Origin of the sequence: Paenibacillus sacheonensis, from assembly GCF_009909195.1 — a bacterium.
Lineage (GTDB): Bacteria > Bacillota > Bacilli > Paenibacillales > Paenibacillaceae > Paenibacillus_Z > Paenibacillus_Z sacheonensis.
Map to the genome: position 1 here is coordinate 52,144 of NZ_JAAAMU010000004.1, position 23,544 is coordinate 75,687.

General features: G+C 58.9%; 26 protein-coding genes. 23 read left to right on the forward strand and 3 right to left on the reverse strand.

The genetic code is table 11. The features are described 5' to 3' along the window. The first annotated feature begins 92 nt into the window (after positions 1-92). The 4 genes from GT003_RS08175 (at position 93) to lipB (ending at position 4,300) form a co-directional block, all read left to right on the forward strand. A complete protein-coding gene (locus GT003_RS08175; protein WP_161696347.1) occupies positions 93-1,127 on the forward strand; it encodes a thiamine pyrophosphate-dependent dehydrogenase E1 component subunit alpha in 1,035 nt (344 codons plus the stop codon). 1 nt (position 1,128) lies between these two features. Further along, positions 1,129-2,112, forward strand: coding sequence for an alpha-ketoacid dehydrogenase subunit beta (locus tag GT003_RS08180; RefSeq protein WP_161696349.1), 984 nt, complete (start codon positions 1,129-1,131; stop codon positions 2,110-2,112). Between the two features lie 89 nt (positions 2,113-2,201). Further along, entirely contained in the window at positions 2,202-3,587 is a 1,386-nt protein-coding gene (locus GT003_RS08185) for a dihydrolipoamide acetyltransferase family protein (RefSeq protein ID WP_204798884.1), read from the forward strand. 17 nt (positions 3,588-3,604) lie between these two features. After that, positions 3,605-4,300 carry a lipoyl(octanoyl) transferase LipB gene (gene lipB / locus GT003_RS08190; RefSeq protein WP_161696352.1) on the forward strand — a complete coding sequence of 232 codons (696 nt, stop codon included), beginning with the start codon at positions 3,605-3,607 and terminating at the stop codon, positions 4,298-4,300. 2 nt (positions 4,301-4,302) lie between these two features. Here lipB and prli42 read toward each other — a convergent pair whose 3' ends face one another. After that, the gene (gene prli42, locus GT003_RS08195) at positions 4,303-4,401 is read right to left on the reverse strand and encodes a stressosome-associated protein Prli42 (RefSeq protein WP_161696354.1); all 99 of its coding nucleotides are present in this window, start codon (positions 4,399-4,401) and stop codon (positions 4,303-4,305) included. Positions 4,402-4,473: 72 nt separating this feature from the next. On the opposite strand from prli42, the gene GT003_RS08200 reads away from it, so the two are divergent. Continuing rightward, positions 4,474-5,610 (forward strand): M20/M25/M40 family metallo-hydrolase, encoded by a 1,137-nt coding sequence (locus GT003_RS08200; RefSeq protein WP_161696356.1) that lies wholly within the window; start codon positions 4,474-4,476, stop codon positions 5,608-5,610. Positions 5,611-5,718: 108 nt separating this feature from the next. On the opposite strand, the gene mciZ is transcribed toward GT003_RS08200, so the two are convergent. After that, entirely contained in the window at positions 5,719-5,877 is a 159-nt protein-coding gene (gene mciZ / locus GT003_RS08205) for a Z-ring formation inhibitor MciZ (RefSeq protein WP_161696358.1), read from the reverse strand. 160 nt (positions 5,878-6,037) lie between these two features. Between mciZ and GT003_RS08210 the strand changes: the two genes are divergently transcribed. The 4 genes from GT003_RS08210 (at position 6,038) to fur (ending at position 9,161) form a co-directional block, all read left to right on the forward strand. Beyond that, positions 6,038-6,595 carry an NUDIX domain-containing protein gene (locus GT003_RS08210; protein WP_161696360.1) on the forward strand — a complete coding sequence of 186 codons (558 nt, stop codon included), beginning with the start codon at positions 6,038-6,040 and terminating at the stop codon, positions 6,593-6,595. Positions 6,596-6,599: 4 nt separating this feature from the next. Beyond that, positions 6,600-7,862: an endonuclease Q family protein gene (locus GT003_RS08215; protein WP_239565728.1), complete on the forward strand. Its 1,263-nt coding sequence runs from the start codon at positions 6,600-6,602 to the stop codon at positions 7,860-7,862. Positions 7,863-7,939: 77 nt separating this feature from the next. Then, on the forward strand, positions 7,940-8,593 hold the full coding sequence (spoIIM, locus tag GT003_RS08220) for a stage II sporulation protein M (protein ID WP_161696362.1): 654 nt from the start codon (positions 7,940-7,942) through the stop codon (positions 8,591-8,593). A gap of 91 nt (positions 8,594-8,684) precedes the next feature. After that, positions 8,685-9,161 carry a ferric iron uptake transcriptional regulator gene (gene fur / locus GT003_RS08225; RefSeq protein ID WP_161696364.1) on the forward strand — a complete coding sequence of 159 codons (477 nt, stop codon included), beginning with the start codon at positions 8,685-8,687 and terminating at the stop codon, positions 9,159-9,161. 64 nt (positions 9,162-9,225) lie between these two features. Here the strand turns inward: fur and GT003_RS08230 are convergent, their stop codons facing one another. Further along, complete coding sequence (locus GT003_RS08230; RefSeq protein ID WP_338045887.1) at positions 9,226-10,638, reverse strand: S8 family peptidase; 1,413 nt, start codon at positions 10,636-10,638, stop codon at positions 9,226-9,228. A gap of 218 nt (positions 10,639-10,856) precedes the next feature. On the opposite strand from GT003_RS08230, the gene ald reads away from it, so the two are divergent. The 14 genes from ald to GT003_RS08300 all read left to right on the forward strand — a co-directional run bounded on the left by ald (position 10,857) and on the right by GT003_RS08300 (position 23,543). Then, on the forward strand, positions 10,857-11,999 hold the full coding sequence (ald, locus tag GT003_RS08235) for an alanine dehydrogenase (RefSeq protein WP_161697261.1): 1,143 nt from the start codon (positions 10,857-10,859) through the stop codon (positions 11,997-11,999). A gap of 182 nt (positions 12,000-12,181) precedes the next feature. Continuing rightward, complete coding sequence (locus GT003_RS08240; protein WP_161696368.1) at positions 12,182-12,418, forward strand: DUF4227 family protein; 237 nt, start codon at positions 12,182-12,184, stop codon at positions 12,416-12,418. 129 nt (positions 12,419-12,547) lie between these two features. Continuing rightward, a complete protein-coding gene (locus tag GT003_RS08245; RefSeq protein ID WP_161696383.1) occupies positions 12,548-13,447 on the forward strand; it encodes a site-specific tyrosine recombinase in 900 nt (299 codons plus the stop codon). A gap of 38 nt (positions 13,448-13,485) precedes the next feature. Then, complete coding sequence (locus tag GT003_RS08250) at positions 13,486-14,661, forward strand: phosphopentomutase (RefSeq protein ID WP_161696385.1); 1,176 nt, start codon at positions 13,486-13,488, stop codon at positions 14,659-14,661. A 76-nt stretch (positions 14,662-14,737) separates the two neighbouring features. Beyond that, positions 14,738-15,559 carry a purine-nucleoside phosphorylase gene (locus GT003_RS08255; protein WP_161696387.1) on the forward strand — a complete coding sequence of 274 codons (822 nt, stop codon included), beginning with the start codon at positions 14,738-14,740 and terminating at the stop codon, positions 15,557-15,559. A gap of 118 nt (positions 15,560-15,677) precedes the next feature. After that, complete coding sequence (locus GT003_RS08260; RefSeq protein WP_161696389.1) at positions 15,678-15,854, forward strand: aspartyl-phosphate phosphatase Spo0E family protein; 177 nt, start codon at positions 15,678-15,680, stop codon at positions 15,852-15,854. Between the two features lie 48 nt (positions 15,855-15,902). Continuing rightward, positions 15,903-17,231 (forward strand): pyrimidine-nucleoside phosphorylase, encoded by a 1,329-nt coding sequence (locus GT003_RS08265; RefSeq protein WP_161696391.1) that lies wholly within the window; start codon positions 15,903-15,905, stop codon positions 17,229-17,231. A 324-nt stretch (positions 17,232-17,555) separates the two neighbouring features. Further along, the gene (locus tag GT003_RS08270; RefSeq protein ID WP_420831428.1) at positions 17,556-18,707 is read left to right on the forward strand and encodes a D-alanyl-D-alanine carboxypeptidase family protein; all 1,152 of its coding nucleotides are present in this window, start codon (positions 17,556-17,558) and stop codon (positions 18,705-18,707) included. A gap of 206 nt (positions 18,708-18,913) precedes the next feature. Then, positions 18,914-19,267: an anti-sigma F factor antagonist gene (gene spoIIAA, locus GT003_RS08275; RefSeq protein ID WP_161696395.1), complete on the forward strand. Its 354-nt coding sequence runs from the start codon at positions 18,914-18,916 to the stop codon at positions 19,265-19,267. Next, a complete protein-coding gene (spoIIAB, locus tag GT003_RS08280) occupies positions 19,264-19,710 on the forward strand; it encodes an anti-sigma F factor (protein WP_161696397.1) in 447 nt (148 codons plus the stop codon). Before spoIIAA ends, spoIIAB begins: the two co-directional genes overlap by 4 nt. A 20-nt stretch (positions 19,711-19,730) precedes the next feature. Further along, a complete protein-coding gene (gene sigF, locus GT003_RS08285; protein ID WP_161696399.1) occupies positions 19,731-20,486 on the forward strand; it encodes an RNA polymerase sporulation sigma factor SigF in 756 nt (251 codons plus the stop codon). A gap of 214 nt (positions 20,487-20,700) precedes the next feature. Next, positions 20,701-21,387 carry a stage V sporulation protein AA gene (locus tag GT003_RS08290; RefSeq protein ID WP_161696401.1) on the forward strand — a complete coding sequence of 229 codons (687 nt, stop codon included), beginning with the start codon at positions 20,701-20,703 and terminating at the stop codon, positions 21,385-21,387. After that, the gene (locus GT003_RS08295) at positions 21,380-21,817 is read left to right on the forward strand and encodes a stage V sporulation protein AB (RefSeq protein WP_161696403.1); all 438 of its coding nucleotides are present in this window, start codon (positions 21,380-21,382) and stop codon (positions 21,815-21,817) included. The genes GT003_RS08290 and GT003_RS08295 overlap by 8 nt, the downstream gene beginning before the upstream one ends. A 37-nt stretch (positions 21,818-21,854) precedes the next feature. Then, a complete protein-coding gene (locus GT003_RS08300; RefSeq protein WP_161696405.1) occupies positions 21,855-23,543 on the forward strand; it encodes a spore germination protein in 1,689 nt (562 codons plus the stop codon). Position 23,544 lies beyond the last annotated feature (1 nt).

The window sequence follows — 23,544 nt, forward strand, 5'->3', positions numbered from 1 at the left end:
CAGCATTTCCTTTTCCGAATAAGTCGGTTATAATGGGTATAGGCAAGTCTTAGTACCTGGTTATAATAGCAGCTAAAAGGAGGGTAATCCTCATGTCGCAATCCGAATCCGCCGTAGGGCAAACGAAGCATGCTTCCCTTGGGCTTACGGATGAACAAGTGCTGGAAATGTACAAACTGATGGTTACTGCGCGCCGTTACGACGAACGCTGTCTGCTGCTCCAGCGCGCAGGTAAAATTAAATTTCACGTCTCCGGTATCGGTCAAGAAGCCGCCCAAGTCGGCGCGGCATTCGCGCTCGACCGCAATCAAGATTACTACCTGCCCTATTACCGCGATTACGCGTTCGTACTCTCGGTCGGCATGACGCTGCGCGAGCTGATGCTCTGCCTCTTCTCCAAGATCGACGATCCCAACAGCGGCGGCCGGCAAATGCCCGGTCACTTCGGCTCCAAGCGCCTGCGCATCGTGACGGGGTCAAGTCCCGTGACGACCCAGGTGCCGCATGCCGTAGGCTTCGCGCTCGCGGCCAAGATGAAGCGGAAGGAATTCGTCACGTTCGTCACGTTCGGCGACGGTTCCAGCAATCAAGGCGACTTCCATGAAGGCGCGAATATGGCAGGCGTACACAAGCTCCCGGTGATCTTCATGTGCGAGAACAACCAGTACGCCATCTCGGTTCCGCTGCATAAGCAGGTGGCCGGCCGGATAGCCGACCGTGCGCTCGGTTACGGATTCCCTGGCGTTGCCGTCGACGGGAACGATCCGCTCGAAGTGTACCGCGTCATGAAAGAAGCGCGCGAGCGCGCCGTTCGAGGCGAAGGTCCGACCTTGGTCGAAGCCGTCATGTACAGGCTGTCGCCGCACTCCACGTCGGATGAAGACCTCGCGTATCGTACGAAGGAAGAAGTCGACGCGAACCGCGACAAGGACGGCATTCCGAAATTCAAGGCGTACCTGGTCGAATGCGGCATTTGGAACGAAGAGCTCGAGGCTTCCATGCTGCAAGAGATTAAGGCTGCGCTGGACGACGCGACGAGCTTCGGCGACAAAGCGCCGTTCCCGGAGCCGGAAGACATTCTCTACCATGTCTACGATGGCGACGATGCCGGCAGGGGGGGACGCTGATATGCCGAAAATGGATTATATCGATGCTATTCGTCTGGCGATGAAGGAAGAAATGGAGCGCGACGAGGACGTCTTCGTGCTCGGCGAGGATGTCGGCTACAAAGGCGGCGTGTTCACGACGACCAAGGGTCTTATCGACCAGTTCGGCGAAGAGCGCGTCATGGATACGCCGCTTGCGGAATCCGCTATCGTCGGGGCGGCCATCGGCGCTGCGATGTACGGCATGAAGCCGATCGCGGAGATGCAATACTCCGATTTTATGTTCCCGGCCACGAATCAAATTATTAGCGAGGCGGCCAAAATCCGCTATCGTTCCAATAACGACTGGAATTGTCCGCTCGTCGTGCGGGCGCCGATGGGCGGCGGCATCTTCGGCGGCCTGTACCATTCCCAGTCTCCGGAGTCGGTCTTCTTCGGTACTCCTGGCCTGAAGATCGTGGCGCCTTACACGGCTTACGACGCGAAGGGCCTGCTGAAAGCGGCCGTGCGCGACCCGGATCCCGTGCTGTACTTCGAGAACAAGAAATGCTACAAGCTCGTGAACGGCGATGTTCCGGAGGGCGATTACATCGTTCCGATCGGCAAGTCGAACGTGCTTCGCGAAGGCGACGACATTACGGTCATCAGCTACAGCCTGCCGCTGCACTTCATTATGGAAGCCGCCGCGGAGCTCGAAGAAGAAGGCATTCATGCGCATGTGCTGGATCTGCGTACCCTGCAGCCGCTGGACAAGGACGGGGTACTGGAGGCTGCGCGCCGTACCGGTAAAGTGCTGATCGTGCATGAGGACAATAAGTTCGGCGGCATCGGCGGCGAGGTAGCCGCGATCATCGCCGAAGAGATGCTCTACGAACTGGATGCGCCGGTCATGCGGCTGTGCGGTCCAGACGTTCCGGCCATGCCGATCAATCCGCCCGGCGAGAAATTCTTCATGCTGAACAAAGATAAAGTGAAAGAAGCTATGAAGCGTTTGGCTGTTTTTTGATTCGACGTACGGCCCGCTTAGATAAGCCGGTAAGAGCGTTTGCGTGCCTTATGCTTCGCTAGCAGTATAATGTTTAGGAGTTGGTCGGAATGAAAAAAGTGACGGAAATCGTCATGCCGCAGCTCGCTGAATCACTTGTTTCCGCGACAATTGACCGATGGCTGAAGCAGCCAGGCGACGTCATCGACATGTACGAGCCAATCTGCGAAATCTTGACGGATAAAGTAAACGCGGAGCTCCCTTCAACCATTCAAGGAACGATGATCAAAATATTGGTCGGAGCCGGCGAGACGGTACCTGTCGGTACGCCGGTCTGTCTCATTGAATTCGAGGAAGAGGGCGTCGAAGACGCTTCTCACGCTCCTTCGGCGGGAGGCGCAGCGGGGGCGGCATTCGCGGCCGCATCGCCAGGTGCAGGCAGCGGCGAGCGCGCGGCCGTACGCATGCAGGGCGCGGCGGGTCAGACGCAGGGAGACGGCGACGACAGCATGCGCCATCGCTTCTCGCCTGCCGTGCAGCAGCTTGCCGTGCAGCATAACGTTAACCTGTCGTATGTGAACGGCACGGGGCTCGGCGGTCGCATCACGCGCAAAGACGTGCTGGCCTACGTTGAATCCAGCCGCAGCGCCAAGCCGGCTTCCTCCGGAGCGGCTTCGCCTTCTGCAACGGGCATGCCGGCGATGAATTCCAAGGAGCCTGTCCGTTCCACCGGACTTCACTTGTCGGAGTCGCCGCGCATTCCGAAGGTCGAAATCGAAGGACAGCAGCTGCCGGGGCGCAGCGAATATTTCATCGACGTAACGCCGGTGCGCAATGCCATCGCGCGCAATATGCGCCAAAGCGTGACGGAAATTCCGCATGCCTGGATGATGATGGAGGTCGACGTGACGAACCTCGTCACGCTGCGTAACAAGCTGAAGGAAGATTTCATGAAGCGCGAAGGCGTTAACCTCACTTATCTGGCTTTCTGGGTGAAGGCGGTCGTCAATGCGATCAAGGATTTCCCGATCATGAACTCCGTTTGGGCCGTCGACAAGATCATCGTGAAGCGGGATATTCATATCGGCCTGGCCGTCGGCACGGAAGACGCGGTAAAGGTGCCGGTCATCAAGAACGCGGACCAGAAGAACATCGCCGGACTTGCCCGCGAAATCGAAGATCTCGCACGCAAGACGCGCGAAGGCAAGCTGACGCTGGCGGACATGGACGGCGGTACGTTCACGGTCAACAACACCGGCTCGTTCGGATCCATATTGTCTTATCCCATTATCAATTACCCGCAGGCGGCGATCGTGACGTTCGAATCCATCGTCAAGCGCCCCGTGGTCATCAACGACATGATCGCGGTCCGTTCCATGGCGAACATTTGCTTGTCGTTGGACCACCGGATACTTGACGGCGTCATTTGCGGCCGGTTCCTGCAGCGGGTAAAAGAAAACCTGGAAGGCTTCACGCTAGAGACGAAGCTGTACTGAAACGAGGCGAACAAGCAGTGACAACGAACATAAGGGCGATCGATGTGCACTATACGCCGATGATCGGATATGCCGAAGCTTGGGAGCTGCAGAAAGCGTACGTCAAAGGGATCGATAAGGAGGAGCGGCGCGAATCGCTGCTCCTTCTTCAGCATCCGCCGACGTACACGGTCGGCTCCCAGAAGCATCCCGAGCATTTGCTCTATTCCGAGGAAGAGCTCGCGGAGCGCGGCATCGGCGTGTTCCAAATCGACCGCGGCGGCGACATTACGTACCACGGACCCGGCCAACTCGTCGGCTACCCGCTGCTTTACCTGGACAGCATGAACTTGGATCTGCATCAGTACCTTCGGGATCTGGAGCAGGTCATTATCGATTGGCTGGACTCGTACGGCATCAAAGGCGGAAGAAAGCCGGAGTATACGGGGGTATGGGTGGGCAACATGAAGATCGCGGCGATTGGCGTGAAGTTCAATAAAGCCAGAACCCGCCGCGGATTCATAACGAGTCACGGCTTCGCGCTGAACGTGAAGGCCGGCATCGCGCAGGACGGCTTCCGGGGCATTATTCCGTGCGGCATCCAGGAATACGCAGTGACGTCTTTTGCGGATGTGACCGGCATACATCTAACGGTAGAACAGGCAGCGGCAGAGCTGCTGCCTTACTTCTGCCGCCAGTTCGGCTGCGCGGTGGAGCATCGGGAGGGACTGTAGCCTTATTCCAGCATCCAGCCGACTCCGATCAGCAGCGTGGAAATAAGCATGGAAGCAATCAAGACCCAAATAAAAACTTTCATCATGGCATTGCGACGCATGGGAGGAAGCTCCTTTCGTGCAAAATAATCTTGTCCCTATTGTAAACGATAACGATGGACGGAGGGAAGCCGATGATCGACCGGAACCGGTTAATCGAGGAATTCATGGCGCTTGTCCGCGTGGACAGCGAGACGAAGAACGAGCGGAACATTTGCGACGTGCTGACGAAGAAATTCACCGCGCTCGGATTGACGGTCGAAGAGGACGGCGCCGCGGCGATTACGGGCCATGGCGCGGGGAACTTGATCGTGAAGCTGGAGGCCAACGGTGCGGAACGGGCGCCGACGATCTACTTTACATCACATATGGATACCGTTACGCCTGGCAACGGCATTCAGCCGCGCCTTGACGAGGACGGCTACATACGCAGCGACGGCACGACGATTCTCGGCAGCGACGACAAAGCAGGACTTGCGGCCATGTTCGAAGCCGTGCGCGTGCTGAAGGAAAACAATCTCCCGCATGGCGCGGTGCAATTCATCATCACGGTCGGAGAAGAGAGCGGTCTCGTCGGAGCCGCGGCTCTGGACCCGTCGAAGCTGGAAGCGGAGTACGGCTATGCGCTGGATTCCAACGGCGAGATCGGCGCGATTGCGGTCGCTGCGCCGGCTCAAGCCAAAATCACGATCAAGATTTACGGCAAGTCCGCGCATGCCGGCGTGAATCCGGAAGACGGGATCAGCGCGATTCAAGTGGCAAGCAAGGCGGTAGCCAAAATGCCGCTTGGCCGCGTCGACCATGAGACGACCGCGAACATTGGCCGGTTCGAGGGAGGCGGCGCAACGAACATTGTCTGCGATTACGTCAAGCTCGATTCCGAGGCGCGCAGCATCGTGAATGAGAAGCTGGAGAAGCAGATCGAGGCAATGCGGGAAGCCGTGGAGTCCGTAACCCAATCGTTCGGCGCGAAAGCGGAGTTCGAGAGCAGACTGGCCTATCCCGCTTTCAATCACAACGACGATGCGCCGGTGGTGGAGCTTGCCAAAGAAGCAATCGCGAGAATCGGCGCCGTACCGCGGACGTTCCATTCCGGCGGCGGCAGCGACGCGAATATCTTTAACGGCTTCGGCGTGCCGACCGCCAATCTCGCCGTCGGTTACGAGCACATTCATACGAAGAACGAGCAGATCAAAGCGGCCGATCTGGTGAAAGTCGCCGAGCTCGTCGTGGCGATCATCGCGTTGACGGCAGAACGGCAAGCGAAGTAAACCGAAGCAAACAGCAGGCACATCAGAAAGGGGCACCCGAGAGGCGGTAGAGTTCTTCTACGCTTCGAGCTGCCCCTTGTTTATGGACGATGGATGGAGTTGCGGCATTCAGTGCGAAACCGCTTGCCGCGTATATTCTCGCAGCGTCTGCGCGGAATGTGCCGTTCCCGACTTCAAAGCAGGCTTGCCGAGCAGCTTCAGCTGATGGCGAATTTCCCACGCTTTGCCCACAAGGATCAATTGGCCGTTATCGATATATTGTTTCATTATACCCGCGCCCCTTCTAAGTTACCGTTATGATAGAGGTTATGCAGGAGCGGGACGAGCTATGCCAAGCAGATTGGTTTGCGTGTACGACCGGAGGTTGGACATGCAGCATTCTGCTGCAAGAAGCAGATGAAGCTGCACAAAAGGGAGAGAATCGCGGATGCTGGAAAAAACCGATGCGTATCAAGAAATAACCGTTAAGACGGAACCGATTTTTCAAGGTAAAATCATTTCGCTGCAAGTAGACACGGTCATGCTTCCGAACGGCTCGACGGCGACGCGCGAAATCGTCCGTCATCCCGGCGCCGCGGCGGTGCTGGCGCTGATCGACGGCAAGATGCTGGTCGTGGAGCAGTATCGGAAGCCGATGGAGAAATTTCAAATCGAAATCCCGGCAGGCAAGCTGGATGCCGGCGAAGATCCCATGGAAGCCGCTGCGCGCGAGCTGGAAGAAGAGACAGGCTACCGCGCGGGCAAGCTTCGTCCTCTCAGCGCATTCTATACGTCGCCGGGCTTTGCCGACGAGAAGCTGTATCTCTATATCGCGGAGGAGCTGACGAAAGGGGAAAGCGCGCCGGACGAAGACGAATTCCTGGCCGTGGAAGCCATTACGTTCGAGCAGGCACGGCAGTATATCGCGGAAGAACGGATCAGCGACGCGAAGACGGTGCTCGCGGTCTACGCCTGGCAGGCCTATCGCCTGACGGGAGAGATCTAAAGCGATGGCCGATAAAGCGATGGCCGATAAAGCGATGGCCGATAAAGCGAAGGCCGATAAAGCGAAGGCCGAGAGAGAAATCGCGCCGGCGCGGGTGTTCGCCGATCTTCACCTGCATATCGGGCGCACGGAGAGGGGCGAGCCGGTTAAGATCAGCGGCAGCCGCGATCTGACCTTCCGCAATATCGCCCATGAAGCCGCGGTGCGTAAAGGAATCAGCCTGCTCGGCGTAATCGACTGCCATTCACCGGGCGTGCAGCGGGACATCGAGGAGCTGCTGACGCGCGGCGAAATGACGGAGGAGGCCGGTGGCGGCATCCGCTACCGGGACACCGTGATTCTGCTTGGCGCCGAGATCGAAGTGAAGGACGCCGGTTTCGGAATCGCGCATCATCTGGCTTATTTGCCGGACTTCGCGGCCATGCGGGATTTCACGGGTTGGCTGGCGAAGCATATGCGCAATGTGCAGCTTAGCTCCCAGCGGCTCTACGCGCCGGCACGCGAGCTCCAGGCGGAGGTCAAGGGCAGGGGAGGACTGTTCATACCCGCCCATATCTTCACGCCGCATAGAAGCTTGTTCGGCAGCTGTTCTGACCGCCTGGGCGACACGCTGGACCCCGGCATGGTCGATGCCGTCGAGCTGGGATTAAGCTCGGACAGCCGGATGGCCGGGTATATTCCGGACTTGGACGGCTTGCCGTTCGTGACGAACTCGGACGCGCACTCGCTGGCGAAGATCGGCCGCGAATATAATGAGCTGCGACTGGCGGAACCGTCCTTCAAGGAGCTTTCGCTCGCGCTGAGAGGCGCCGACGGCAGGGAGATTACGGCCAACTACGGGCTGAATCCCGTACTTGGCAAATACCATCGCACGTATTGCTTGAGCTGCGGTTCGCTCGCCGAAGCCGAGGATCAGGAACGATGCGTCCAGTGCGGCAGCCCGAAGCAGGTGCGGGGCGTACTGGACCGGATCATGGAGCTCGGGGAACAAGCCGGGCGGCAAACGCCGTTCGTGCCGGATAATCGGCCGCGGTACGTGTATCAGGTGCCGTTGGAGTTCGTGCCCGGCATCGGGCGCAAGACGCTGGACAAGCTGCTGGATCAATTCGGCACGGAGATGTCCATTCTTCACGATGTCCCCGCCGAGGCGATCGCCGAGACGGCGGGGGAAGCGGCGGCCGCCATGATTGCTTCGGCCCGCCTCGGCACGCTTGCGCTTCAAACCGGAGGCGGAGGCAAATACGGCAAGGTCGCGCCTCGCCAATAGCGTCGTTTGCCGTTCCGGCGTCATAGCGGAGGCAGCTTGGACATACACTGTACCAACCTGTGTTGGAGGAGTGTGCCATGCGAACATCCGCGCTTCAATCGTCCGCGAAGGATCAACTGTCGCTGTACGTGTTTGTTTTCGTGCTCTTCGTCGTCGGCGTCGTATTCGGCGCGCTGATGATCAATGCGCTCACGCTGGGTCAGCAGCAGGATTTGTCGGACGACGTGCAGCAGTTTATTTTGCATATCCAGAACGGCACGCTGCAGCAGGGAAGCGATACGTTCGCGGACCGGGCTTGGTTCCAGGCCAAATGGCTGCTGCTCGTCTGGGTGCTCGGCCTGACCGTCGTGGGCATGCCGTTCGTGCTGGCGCTTGATTTCTTGAAGGGCGTGCTGGTCGGGTTCGCCATCGGCATGCTGGTGCGGGAATTCGCATGGAAAGGGCTGGTGTTCTCCTTGGCTTCCGTGGCACCCGTCAATCTGATCGCCGTGCCGGCCTTTTTGATCGCGAGCGTAGCCGCCGTCACTTTCGCCGCGCATGTCGTCAAAAGCCGATTCCTCGGCCGCTTCGGATCGCTTGGCCGGCCGCTGCTGACGTTTACGGCGACGGCAGCCGTTATGCTGGTCCTATTGATTGCCGCCGCGCTGATAGAGTCGTATTTGACGCCGATCTTGCTGAGATGGGCCGCCCCGCTTGTAGACGGCGCTGCGCCCGGATTGGAATCATTCTAAAAAAAATTGACTTTCCTCGATAACAGCACCTATAATTATAGCTGAAACCAAACCGGTTCCGGCGGTAAGTCGAGTTGCGAGGGGGAAAGCCATGAAATCCCGGATTGATAAAATCAAGCAGCAGCTGCAGTCGCAGGGGTACAAGCTTACTCCGCAGCGGGAAGCTACGGTTCGCGTGCTGTTAGAGAACGAAGAGGACCATCTGAGCGCCGAAGACGTGTTCATGCTGGTGAAAGATATAGCGCCCGAGATCGGGCTTGCAACTGTGTATCGCACGCTGGAGCTCCTAAGCGAGCTGCATGTCGTGGAGAAGATGAATTTCGGGGACGGGGTAGCGCGGTATGACCTGCGGACCGATAACAACAAACATCATCACCATCACCTCATCTGCGTGCAGTGCGGCACGATGAGCGAAATATTAGAAGATTGGCTCGGGCCGCTCGAAGAACGGCTAGAGCGGGAATATGGCTTCATGGTCGTCGATCATCGACTGGATTTCCAAGGCGTTTGCAAGAATTGCAGGCTGAAGAACAATATTGCCAAGCCGGATCAACCGGAACAACAGTAACTCCCTTCCGCAGGGTGCGCAGTCGCATGACTGGGCGCCGCTGTAAAAGGGAGTTTTTTGTCTCTTATTTCTTGGAAGCGAACGGTGACTTCCCCCGGCGCTTCGAATGGGCGGATAACGATACTTTCTGCTTCTTAATGGTCTTGCGGCCGGCGCGGGCGACTTGGACCGGTTCATTGTCCCCGCCTGCGCCCGAACCTCTGCTTCCGTTGCTGGTCAGGCCCGAAGCCGTGTGAAATTGGACCATGCCGTAACCCTGCGAACGGGTACCGTAGCTGGACAGCTTCTTGGCCGTCGCCCGCAGCCGCTTCTTGACCGCGTAGGGCGTCAGACTCGGCTGGAGTGTTTTCAACAGCGCCGCTCCGCCGGCCACATGCGGACTCGACATGCTGGTGCCGGACATCATCGTATAGCCGCCGCCCGGCCGCGTGGATTTGATGCAGCTCCCCGGTGCCGTTATGTCGATGCCGGAGCCTCTGCTGCTGTAGTCGGCGATACTGCCGCCTCGCGTTGAAGCCGCAACGGCGATGGCATCCGAATAGCGGGCCGGCTGATCGATGCCTTGTTCGTTAAAAGGGCCGTCGTTGCCCGCGGAGGCGACGACGATGATCCCGCTCTTCCGCGCGCGCTGAACGGCTTCTTTCAGGGCGGAGCTGGTCTCGCCCGCAAGGCCGAGGCTCATATTTATAACCGGGATTTTCTTCTTGATGCACCACTCGATGCCTTTGATCAAATCGGAGACGTAGCCGGCGCCGTTCGCGTCCAGCGCTTTAACGGCATACAGCTTGGCGCGCGGAGCGACGCCGGCAATCATGCCGTTCTTGCCGAGCCCCGAAGCGATGCCGGCCACATGGGTGCCGTGACCGTTGTCATCCGCATAGGAGGAGCCGCCCATCGTATTGATGCCGCCGGTAACGTACAGATTGGGGTGCTTGCCGATGCCCGTGTCGATGATTCCGATGGCGGCGCTCCCCCGCGTCGTTGGCCATATCCTCGGGGCCTGAACATGTTTGACGTTCCACGGAATGTTTGACGGGATCTGGGGCTGATTGTTCCCGGAATCCGAATGGATGAAGGCCTTATTCGTTCGCAGTCGCAGCTTCTTGCGGCTTACGTAAGGCGCGGACGATTTGCGGCTTTTGGACTTGTCTGATCCTGTTCCCGAGGTTATGCCCGGGCGAGAGCCGATTCTCGTCCTGCCCTCGGACAAGAACCCGTGTGCGTGAACTTTATAGTCGGGCTCGACATAACGGATGTCGGGATGATGGGAGAGCTTCTTCAGTTTGTCGCCGCGGCGGCTGTCGATGTGACAGGCGATGACGCGTCCCCGATGGATGCTCTTAAGCGGCTTGATGCCGAAGCTCTCGAGTTGACGTACGCATTTCTCATAGTGATCCTGCCGTTTGAAGCCGATCAGCTTCCTCGTCGTATGCGTGGACGGCCGGGCTGACGAGCAGCTGAGCAGCAGCTTCTCCACCTTTGGCAATGCTGTTCCTCCTTTGGGCAATAAACAAACTATGGTGAAACATCGCGGAGCCGTTCCTACAGTGTATGGAGGCATATGTACAAGGGCTTGGGCGTCCGCCTGAGAGGGTACATATTTTATGACAGCCGAGGAAAAGGTATCAGCGAGGACTGTCAACCCGTCCTCTGCCTGTATATGATGAAAGAAAAGAACAGGAGAGGGAGATGCATATGATCATTGGCGTGCCGAAAGAGATCAAAGCAAGCGAGTACCGGGTCGCGCTGACTCCCGCCGGAGCGGCGACGTTGAAATCGGCCGGCCACGAGGTCGTGGTGCAAAGCGGGGCGGGGGAAGGAAGCAGCTTTACGGACGAGGCGTATGCGGCCGAAGGGGCGGCGATCCTGCCTGATGCCGGAGAGGTATGGGCTCGCGCGGATATGATCATGAAGGTGAAAGAGCCGCTGCCCGAGGAGTTCGGCTACTTCCGCGAAGGGCTGCTGCTGTTCACGTATCTGCATCTCGCGGCGGCGCCTGATCTGACCAAGGCGCTGGTAGAGAAGCAGGTATCGGGCGTCGCTTACGAAACGATCCAGCTGGCGAACGGCAGTCTGCCGCTGCTGACGCCCATGAGCGAAGTTGCGGGACGCATGGCCGTGCAAGTCGGCTCGCAGTTTCTGGAGGCCTTTTACGGCGGCCGCGGCATCCTGCTCGGCGGCGTGCCGGGCGTGCCTCCGGCGGAAGTCATTATCCTCGGCGGGGGAATCGTCGGGACGAATGCCGCGCGAATCGCGCTCGGCATGGGCGCGAGCGTCGTCATCCTGGAGCGCAGCGCCGAACGGATGCGCTACATCGACGAAGTGTTCAGCGGCCGGATCCGCACGCTGATGTCCAACTCGTACAATATTGCCAGCGCGGTCAAGAAAGCGGATCTGCTCATCGGCGCCGTATTGATCCCCGGTGCCCGCGCGCCTCATCTCGTGACGGAGGACATGGTCAAGACGATGAAGAAAGGCGCCGTCATCGTTGACGTGGCCGTGGATCAAGGCGGAACGATAGCGACCATCGATCGCGTCACGACGCATAAGGATCCGGTTTACGAGAAGCACGGCGTCCTTCATTATGCGGTCGCGAACATGCCCGGCGCCGTGCCCCGCACGTCTACGCTGGCGCTGACGAACGTTACGATGCCGTACGCGCTCGAGCTGGCGGGCAAGGGCCTGCCCGGCGCCGTGTCGAACAATGAGCCGCTGCGCAAAGGCGTCAATACGTTCCGAGGGCGCGTAACGCATCCCCAAGTCGCCGAAGCGGTCGGTTTGCCGTATACCAGCGTCGAGCAAATGCTGGACAGCGTATCCTTTGATAAAATAAACTAGCAATGGCGATAAACGGAATCCGTACAGCCGCTGCGTTCGTTGATCGGCCTGGCAAGCAGGCCGGCGGCTCGCAGGCATGAATCGATTTCCCCTCTCATAAGGTGTGTAAAGGACAACCTGGGCGCTTATTCGCTAAGCATCCGGACGATCGTCCGTTACCCGGAGAAAGGGGACGCTGATGTATGGTGGTATCGGTGCGCAGATGGCTGCGACGGCTCTTATTCGTCTTGCTGCTCTGCCTCTTCACGGTCTCGATGTATGGCGGCTGCAGGCTGCTGGCGGTTTGGATCGCGCCGGACGATCCGTATCGCGTGCCGCAAGGGCATGCGCTCAAAGTGTTTAAAGCGGCGGATCAGCAGCAGGGCGAGAACGGCAGCATCGCCGAGCGGCTGCGGCTGTTTTATTGGTACGGCGAGTAAGACCGCCGTGCCGGGCAGCTGACGGTTACGACAAGCAGGGCGTCCTGATGCAGGAATACAGCGGCATGCCGTGGAAGTAAGCATTCGTTAGGCCGAACGGCGGCCGCAGAAGCCGGAAAGGAACGCGTGATGAACGAATATGTAACGGCATTTATCGGCTCGCTGCAGACGGCCGGCCGCAGGCGCTCCCCGCTTACGCTGGAGTCGTACGAGCGGGATTTGACGCAGCTGCTGGCGTATGTGAAGGCCGAAGGAATCGAGCGCGTGCAAGATATTCAGAAGCATCATTTATCTTATTATTTTCTGCGCTTGAAGCAGCAGGGAAGGTCTTCCGCGACCATATCCAGGCAAATGGTTTCCGCGCGCGCCTTTTTTCACTATTTGCTTGCCGGCGGAAGCATAGCGGCCGATCCGGCGCAGCATCTGGAAGCTCCGAAGCAGGAGAAGCGCGTGCCGGAGGCGCTCACCCTGGACGAGGTCGAGCGGCTTCTTGCCGCGCCGGACCGCACGTCCCAGGCAGGCATGCGCGACATAGCGATGCTGGAGCTGCTCTATGCGACAGGCATGCGCGTATCCGAACTTATTTCATTGGATCTTGAGCATGTCCAGCTGATGCTGGGTTTCATTCGCTGCATCGACGCCAAGGCGAAGGAGCGGATCATACCGCTCGGCGGAGCCGCGTCCGAAGCCTTGAAGGCGTATTTGACGGACATCCGGCCGCGGCTGGCGAAGGACGGCGGACAAGCGCTGTTCGTCAACCTGCAGGGCAGCCGGATGACCCGCCAAGGCTTCTGGAAGATCATCAAGAAGCATGCGCGGGAAGCGGGCATCGAATCCGATCTCGCCCCGCACTCGCTGCGCCATGCGTTCGCGTCCCACCTGCTGCAGAACGGGGCGGACCTTCATTCCGTTCAGGAAATGATGGGCCATGCCGGGTTGCAGACGACGCAGTTGTATGTCCAGCAGACGAAGACGCGAATCAAGGACGTATACGATCTCGCCCACCCGCGAGCCAAACGGCAGATCTGATTCATCAGCAACACGATACGGAAACGGAGTGAAGCCATATGCGATTTAACCGCATTGCAGTCATCGTGCTCGACAGCGTCGGCATCGGCGAGCTGCCGGATGCGCCGGCGTTCGGAGACGCGGATTCCCATACGCTGGGACATATCTTACGCGAAGTTCCCGAGATGAGCCTGCCGAATATGAGAAAATGGGGACTTGACCGGATCGAGCAGCTGGGAAGCTGGAAACCGGAGGGCGAACCGACCGCGTATTATGGTAAAATGGCCGAGGTATCCTCGGGTAAAGATACGATGACGGGCCACTGGGAAATCGCCGGTCTCAAAATCACCGTCCCGTTCCAAACCTTCACGGAAGGCTTCCCGGCAGAGCTGATACAGGCTTTCGAGGAACGGACGGGCCGAGGCGTGCTCGGCAATAAATCGGCCAGCGGCACGGAGATTATGGACGAGCTGGGCGAAGAGCAGCTCAAGACGGGCAAATGGATCGTGTATACGTCCGCCGACAGCGTCTTCCAGATCGCGGCCAACGAAGACTTGATTCCGCTGGGCGAGCTGTACCGCGCCTGCGAGATCGCGCGCGAGCTGACCATGGACGAGCGGTATGCGGTCGGCCGCGTCATCGCGCGTCCTTTCGTCGGCAAGCCGGGCTCCTTCAAGCGAACCTCGAACCGGCATGATTACGCCGTCAAGCCGCCGGAGCCAACCGTGCTGAATGCGCTGCAGGACGGCGGCTTCGACGTCATCGCGGTCGGCAAGATCAACGATATTTTCTGCGGGGAAGGCATCACGGAGGCGACGCCGACCAAGAGCAACGCGGACGGCATCGTCAAGACGCTGGAGGCGCTGGACAAGCCGTTCCGTGGTCTGCTCTTCACGAACTTGGTCGATTTCGACTCGTTGTTCGGCCATCGCCGCGACCCGCAAGGCTACGCCGGCGCGCTGGAGGAGTTCGATCGGGCGGTTCCGGACCTGATGCGGCGGCTGGGCGATCGAGATCTGCTCATCGTAACGGCCGATCATGGCAATGATCCGACCTACCGGGGAACCGACCACACGCGCGAATACGTGCCGCTGTTGGCATACGGTCCAGGACTTGCGAAGCCCGGCTCCTTGGGCGTGCGTGCGACCTATGCCGACGTTGCCGCTACGATCGCGGATAATTTCGGCGTGAAGCATCCGGCTAACGGGACGTCCTTCCTGCATGAATTGAAGTAACCGCACGGGAGAGAGAGACCAACGCGCGGGGAGTCAAGGCGCCGGCGCAACCAGACCACATTGGAGGCATGTTCGAATGACATTGAAAGCTGCGCAAATCCGCGAAGCCGCGGAATATATTTTGGGGAAAATCGAAGTGAAGCCGGAGATCGGGCTGATCATGGGCTCGGGCTTGGGTATTTTGGGGGATTACATAGAGAAGGCCGTCGTGATTCCCTATGCGGACATCCCGCATTTTCCGCTCTCGACGGTGGAAGGCCATGCGGGGGAATTGCTGATCGGCACGCTGTCCGGCCGGCCCGTCGTGCTCATGCGCGGAAGGTTCCATATGTACGAGGGCTATGGTCCTGATTTGACGGCATTTCCCGTCCGCGTCATGAAAGCGATCGGTGCGGACAAGCTGGTGGTCACGAATGCGGCCGGCGGCGTGAACATGGCTTACGAGCCAGGCGATCTGATGCTGATCAGCGACCATATCAATTTCCAAGGACAGAATCCGCTCGTCGGTCCGAACGACATCGAGCTCGGCGTCCGCTTTCCGGACATGTCGCAGCCGTACAGCAAGCGCCTGCGCGGACTGGCCGCCGATGTCGCGAAGGAACAGGGCTTCTCGCTGCAGGAAGGCGTCTACATCGCCGTGCTGGGGCCCTCCTACGAAACGCCGGCGGAAATCCGCATGATGCGCATCCTTGGAGCGGATGCTGTCGGCATGTCGACGGTCTCGGAGGTCATCGCGGCGAATCATTCCGGCGTGGAAGTTCTTGGTATTTCGTGCATAAGCAACATGGCATCGGGCATTTTGGACCAGCCGTTGTCCCACGATGAAGTCATGGAAACGACAGAACGCGTCAAATCCCGGTTCCTTGGACTCGTGCAGGGACTGATTCCTTTGATGTAGGCTGTAACAAAAATGTAACAATTGGGTCGACTCATTGTGACATTCTTTCTTGAATCATCGTCGTATAATGTCCGTGATAATCATTACACCATCCTTCATAAAGTGGGGAATTTTTTTCATGGACAAGCAAAGCTATCATTTACTTGAGCGCCTTCGCGGGCAGCTGGTCGCTGCCGCCATGAGGCAGGAGTCGTTTCTTGATCGGGACGTGCTCCAGCTCAGCCAGACGCTCGACCAGCTGATCGTGAAAGCGCAGCGAGAGAAAATGCGGAATCCGGGTACGGCTCAAGGATGAATTCCGGGCAGCGCGCATCCCGGGGTAACGCTTAGGAGGCCAACAGATTTGCGAGCGGTCGACATCATTCAAAAGAAACGAAACGGCGGATCATTGACGAACGAAGAGCTGTCGTTTCTTATTCAAGGCTATAGCCGCGGGGAGATTCCGGACTATCAGATGTCCGCCTGGGCGATGGCTGTTTTTTTTCGCGGCATGAATGCAGGCGAGACGGCTGCGTTGACGATGGCGATGGCAGAGTCGGGAGATCTGGTCGATCTGACGCCCATTCGCGGCATTAAAGTGGACAAGCACAGCACGGGCGGCGTGGGGGATAAGACGAGTCTCGTTATCGGCCCCCTTGTGGCGTCCTGCGGCGTACCCGTCGCCAAAATGTCGGGGAGAGGCCTCGGCCACACCGGCGGGACGATCGACAAAATGGAATCCATGGCGGGCTTTCGGTCCGAGCTGTCGCGCGAGGACTTCATTGCGCAGGTCAACGATATCGGCGTCGCCATTATCGGCCAAAGCGGCAATCTGGCGCCGGCGGACAAGAAGCTGTATGCGCTGCGGGACGTGACCGCCACTGTGGAATCGATTCCACTTATTGCAAGCTCCGTCATGAGCAAGAAGATCGCGGCCGGCGCGGACGCCATCGTCTTGGACGTGAAGACCGGCAGCGGCGCGTTCATGAAGACGCTGGACGATTCCGAGAAGCTGGCGATGGCCATGGTCGAGATCGGCACGCAGGTCGGCCGGCGGACGGCGGCGCTCATCAGCGACATGGATCAGCCGCTCGGCTTCGCGATCGGGAACGCCCTCGAGGTGCGTGAGGCGATCGATACGCTTCACGGCCGCGGACCGGACGATCTGACGTCGCTGTGCATCGCGCTGGCTTCCCACATGGTCGTGCTCGGCGGGCAAGCCGGAAGCTTGGAGGAAGCGGAAGCAATGCTTCGCGAGAAACTCCGCTCGGGCGAGGCGCTGGCCAAGTTCAAGCAGTTCGTAGCCGCGCAGGGGGGCAATCCCGACGTTGCGGACGATGCGACCTTACTGCCGCAAGCCCCGCATATCGTGGAGGTGCCCGCGCCGAAGAGCGGCCATGTGCACGCGATTCAGGCGGAGGAGCTGGGGCTGGCGGCAATGCTGCTGGGAGCGGGACGCGAGACCAAGGACTCCGTCATCGATTACGCGGTCGGCATCACGCTGCAGCGAAAGGTTGGCGAGGAAGTTCGCGAGGGCCAGACGATTGCCCTGCTGCATGTGAGGGAAGAAGGCGCTGCCGTGCAAGCCGTATTGAAGCGGGTGCAGGAGGCCTATACCATCGACGAGGCAGCGGTGTTGCCGTCGCCGCTGCTGCTCTCGATCGTAACGGAGCAGGGAGTGAAGCGGTTCTAGTCCGCATCGTTCAGGAAAGATAAAGGAGCTGTCCGATAAGCCGTCAGGCTTAGGACGGCTCCTTTTCATTTTCACGGGCCGGATTGGAATATTTTAGTCCGTTCAGGTGCACAATAGGAATGAGATTTTAGCCGGTTTGCGGCCTTGCTTACCTTATCGAACGTATAAGTTTCACGCTTATACCTTTCCATAAGGTTTTCGGAATGAAACGCGAATCGCCGAAGAAGGTCGGCGACAACCGTATCACCTATGCCGCGGGCATCACTCAGGAGGAGAACATCGATGAAAAACAACTGGAAACATCTCGTCGTCGCAGGAATGACGATGGTTATGGCACTTTCTGTACCCGTATCGGCCCGGGCCGAAGAGAAACCGGCATCGCCGGCTCCGCAAAGCGCGGGAGTTGCCGACTTGGCGCCGTCCGCACGCTCGGCGATCCTTATGGATGCGGACAGCGGGACGATCGTTTACGAGAAGAACAGCCATGCGAAGCTGCCACCGGCCAGCATCACGAAGGTCATGACGATGCTGCTCATCATGGAAGCCATCGACCAAGGGCGCATCAAGCTAACGGATAAAGTTCCGACGAGTGAGTACGCGGCCTCCATGGGCGGCTCGCAGATCTTCCTGGAGCCCGGCGAACAGATGACGGTCGACGAGATGCTGAAGGGCATCGCCATGGCCTCGGGCAACGATGCCTCCGTCGCCATGGCAGAGAAAATCGCGGGCACCGAGTCGGCCTTCGTCGACATGATGAACAAGCGCGCAGGCGAGCTGGGTCTGAAGAACACCCATTTCATGAACTGCAACGGTCTTCCTGCGTCGGAACATTATACGTCCGCGCATGACATTGCCGTCATGTCGAGAGAACTGCTGAAGCATAACGAAATTACGAAATACACGGGCGCGTACCAAGATTACCTGCGCAAATCGAGCGAGAAGCCATTCTGGCTCGTGAATACGAACAAGCTGGTCCGTTTTTATACCGGCGCGGACGGGCTGAAAACCGGGTTTACGAACGAGGCCAAATTCTGCCTCACCGCGACGGCGCACCGGGATACCCTGCGCGTGATCGCCGTCGTCATGGGCGAGCCGAACACGAAGACGCGCAATGCCGAAGTATCCCAAATGCTGGATTATTCGTTCGCCCAATATATGAACCACACCATCTTCAAGAAGGGCGAAGCGATGGGCAGCGTCAAGATCGAGAAAGGCATGCAGCCGGTACTTCCGCTCACGGCTAAGCATTCGTACAGCGTGCTGCTGAAGAAAGGCAGCTCCGTCAAGGATATCCGTTACGAGCTGCGCATCAACCCGCTGAAAGCGCCGGTCAAGATTAATGCGCCGATCGGGAAACTGATCGTCTTCCAAGGCGACCAAGTGCTGACGGAATTCGCCGTCGATGCCCCGGTCTCCGTGGACCGCGCAGGCTGGTGGACGCTGTTCAAGCGTTCCATGGGCAGTCTGTTCGGCTGAATCGCCGAGCCTCGTGCGGCGGGAATCGCGTCCCGCCGCGCGCAATTTGTCTGCTTGTAGCACTCTGCTTCTAGTTTTGTCGGGGGGCAGGAAACGACGTGCGAAGCGTAGAATCCTCCTACAACACGAAAGCGATCGCCGAATGCCGAAGGCCGGTTCGGGGTGGCTCGTGCTCCGCAAATTAGACGTTAGGAGTGGACAAGAGGATGAGCTTGCAGGTTGAATTGGAACATTACCGTAACGTGCTTATCGTCAGGCTGCGCGGCGAGCTGGATCACCACACCGCCGATGTCGTCCGGTTCAAGATGGAAGAAGCGATTCTTCGCGGCAACAGCGACCATGTCATTCTCAGCCTGAAGGAGCTGCTGTTCATGGACAGCTCCGGTCTGGGCGTCATTCTCGGCCGCTACAAGCAGCTCAAGGCCAGAGGCGGCAAGATGGTCGTCTGCGACGTGAACCAAGGCGTCTACCGGCTGTTCGAACTGTCGGGCTTGTTCAAAATATTGCCGATTCACGATAACGAGCGGTTAGCGCTCACGAGTTTGGAGGTCGTTTCATGAACGCGAGAAATGAGATGACACTTACCTTCTCCGCCCGGTCGGAGAACGAGGCTTTCGCGCGCGTCACGGTGGCGGCGTTCGTCTCCCAGCTGGACCCGACGCTCGAGGAACTGAACGACCTGAAGACGGCGGTGTCCGAAGCGGTCACCAATGCGATCATTCACGGCTACGAAGGCGATTCCAGCGGCATGGTCACAATCGAAGGCATCATCGAGGGCGACGTCGTCCGGTTGATCGTGAAGGACAAGGGGCGGGGAATCGAGGATGTCGAGCTGGCCCGCCAGCCGCTCTATACCTCCAAGCCGGAGATGGAACGCTCCGGCATGGGGTTTACGATTATGGAAAACTTCATGGATGGTTTCGACGTATCGAGCGAGCCCGGCAACGGAACTGCCATCGCAATGACGAAGCGCATCGAATCGAAAAAAGCGCTCTTCAATTAGGCGCATAGGGGTTGGACCGCATGGATGTTCATATGAAACAAACGGCGCAGCCTTATTTGGATGATTCCGAGGTGAAGCGGCTCATTGCGCTCAGCCAGGCCGGAGACACGCTGGCGCGCGACACGCTGGTGCAGTGCAATATCCGTCTTGTTTGGTCCGTCGTGCAGCGGTTCATGGGACGCGGCTACGAGCCGGAGGATTTGTTCCAAATCGGTTGTATCGGCTTGCTGAAATCGGTCGATAAATTCGATCTGTCCTACGAGGTCAAGTTCTCCACCTATGCGGTGCCGATGATCATCGGCGAGATCCAGCGCTTCCTCCGCGACGACGGCACGCTGAAGGTCAGCCGCTCCTTGAAGGAGACGGCCAACAAGGTGCGCAAATCGAAGGACGAGCTTTCGAAGGTGCTGGGACGCCTGCCGACGATCAAGGAAGTCGCCGAACATCTTGGCATCACGCCGGAGGATGTCGTCTTCGCGCAGGAAGCGAACAAGCCGCCGACCTCGATCCACGAGACCGTGTTCGAGAACGACGGCGACCCGATCACGCTGATGGATCAGATCGCCGACGATTCGCAGGAACGTTGGTTCGATAAGCTGGCGCTGAACGAAGCGATCGGCGGCCTGTCGGAGCGCGAGCGCCTGATCGTCTTCCTCCGCTATTACCGGGATCAGACGCAGTCGGAGGTCGCTGCCCGGCTCGGCATCTCCCAGGTGCAGGTATCGCGGCTGGAGAAGAAAATATTGCAGCTCATTCGCGACCAGATCGCGCAATGAACGGCGGCTAACGAAAAGCCGATTGCCCGGCAGGGGCGGTCGGCTTTTTTGTCGCGCTGCCGATTCGGCCGCCTCGTTCTTTCGACGATTCGATGGGCGTTTCCATGGATGACACTCGGTTATTTTATCTTTGGCAGCGTTGCCCTGATTATCCTTCCGCTCCTTTTCTCATACTAACGGGGAGTTCATGACGATGAGGAGGTGAAGGAGGACGATGAATCCCGACACGACGCCGAACGTATATCTGCGCCTTCGCAAGCGGATCGGCATCCGGCCCGAGGGAATCGTCGCGCTCGGTCAGGCGGCACGCTTATTCGCAAGCGATCCGGAGCTCGAGACGAGGCTGGAGTCGCTTGTCCTGCACCGCCATACGCTGAAGGACGGCAACCGCGTCGTCATCGACCTGCTGCAGATCGTCCGGCTGATTCGCGAGGAAGCCCCGGGAGCCGTCGTGGACGCATACGGCGATCCGCAGGTGCTGGTCATCGTCGCGGATGCGCCCCGCGAGCCGCTCAAGCCCGTCCTGTTCGTGACCTGGCTGCTGCTGTTCTTCGGATCGGGGCTTGCCATCATGAATTTCCATACGGACGTCAGCATGAAGGATGTGCATGAGCGGATCACGGAGCTGGTCACGGGCAAGAAGACGGAGCATCCGCTGTGGTTCCAGATTCCCTATTCCATCGGAATCGGAATCGGCATGCTCGTGTTTTTCAACCATTTGTTCCGCAAACGGTTCAACGAAGAACCTAACCCGCTCGAAGTAGAGCTGTATATGTACGAGGAGAGCGTCAATGCTTACGTCATCGCCGACGAGATGCGCAAGAAGAACGAACCGGGCGAGGAGGCGCATCCGCGTCAGAAGCGGCGAAAGCAGCCCGAAGCAGGAATAGACGATGGTTAGCGCCTGCGGATCTCTGTTCGTGGCGCTGCTGGGCTTCGCCGGGGGACTGGGCGTCGGCAGCGCGCTTGCGGCCTTGCTGATCGTGCTCGACATCATTCCCCGGCTGGCGCAGCTGGGCTTCGCGTACCGCAAGTCGATCTGGTTCGAGACGGCCGTCGTGAGCGGCGCGGTCTTCTGGTCGCTGGCCGATTTCCTGGAATGGCGGCTATGGCTGCCCCATATCGTCTCTATGGTCACCATCGGGACATTTGACGGTATATTCGTCGGCATGCTCGGTGCGGCGTTGACGGAGGTCATGAACGTGCTTCCGATACTGGCCAAACGCGTCAGGCTCAGCCGTTATCTCGTCAGCCTCGTGTATGCGATGGTGCTCGGGAAAGTAACGGGCTCCTTATTCGACTGGCTGGTATTTCAATATATGGACCCCTGACCGCAGCGGGATTTGACAAAAGAGAGAGGGTTTGAAGATGCGCGACAGCGAGAATGGCGAGAAAGAACAAGGAGCGACGGAATTCAAGAAGCCGGTTCACGTGTTCTGGCGCGAGGACGGGCAAGGCTTCTCGGTCGATACGAGACCTGAGAACGCCGATTCCGAACAGGAGGAACCCCGGCAGGCTGCGGAGGACGGCGATCTCGCGTCCGAACCTATCATCGTTCACCGCAAGCCGATGCATGAGGAGAAGAAAAACGTCCCGATCCCGGAGTCGCTCGAAGAATTCAAGCATAAACTGGAGGAGGAAGTCGGCTACAAGACAACCTTCGACATCGTCCTGCGGGAGATGACGTTCGGCGAACGCCGCGTGGCCTTCTTCTTCTTCAACGGCTTCGCCAAGGATACCATTCTGACCGAAATTCTCAAGCGGCTCACCTACTTGCAAGCCGATGAATATCGAACAACCTCCTTCCACGACTTCTTCCGTCTCTACGTTCCCGCGATCCAGGTCGTGGAGGAGCCGGACTGGGATAACATGATGACGGGCGTGCTCTCCGGCGGCACGGCCATGTTCATCGAAGGCGATTCGAAGGTGCTGCTGATCGACGCGAAGGCCTTCCCGGGCCGCAATCCGGAAGAGCCTTCATTGGAGCGGGTCGTGCGCGGCGCGCGCGACGGTTTCGTCGAGACCATGCTGACCAACGTGACGCTCGTCAGGCGCCGGCTCAGAGACAAGCAGCTCCGTTATGAGATTCTCAGAGTCGGCGAACGTACGCAGACGGACATCTGTATCGCCTACATCGATGATATCGTCGACAAAGAAATGCTGAAGTCGATCCGCGACAAAATCAAGCAGGTCAAAATCGACGGCCTGCCGCTGGCGGACAAGCAGCTGGAGGAGGCAACGGTGAAACGAGGCTGGAATCCGTTCCCGCTCGTCCGCTATTCCGAACGGCCGGACACCGTCGCCGTCCATCTCATGGAAGGCAACATCGCGGTCTTCGTCGATACGGCGCCGAGCGTCATGATTCTGCCGACGACTTACTTCGATCTCCTCCAGCATGCGGAAGAGAACCGCCAAACCCCGTTCATCGGCACGTACCTGCGCTGGGTGCGGTTCATCGGCATTGCCGCTTCGCTCTTCCTGCTGCCGCTATGGTTTCTGTTCACGCTGAAGCCGGAGCTGAAGCCGCCGGCGCTCGACTTCATCGGCGTGCAGAAGGCAGGCCGCCTGCCGATGGTCGCGCAGTTCCTCATCGCCGAAATCGGGGTGGATCTGCTGCGGATGGCGGCTATCCATACGCCGACGCCGCTCGCGACCGCCATGTCCTTGATCGCCGCGATCTTGATCGGCGACATTGCCGTCAAGACGGGGCTGTTCGTCAACGAGGTCGTGCTGTATATGGCGGTTGCGGCCATCGGCATGTTCGCCACGCCGAGCTACGAGCTGGGCCTTGCCAACCGTATTATCCGGCTCGTGCTGATTGTGGCCGTCGCTTCGTTCAAAGTCGAAGGCTTCGTGGTCGCGACGACGGCCTTCTTCATCCTGCTCTGCATGGAGCGTTCCTTCAACCGTCCCTACATGTGGCCGTTTATTCCGTTCGACGCCAAGGGCATGCTCGGCATCCTGCTGAGAGTGCCGGTGCTTCAGAATCGCAAGCGCCCGAACTATTTGAAGCCGCAGCAGGGGGACAGAATGCCTAACGGAGAGGAATCCAGGTAGC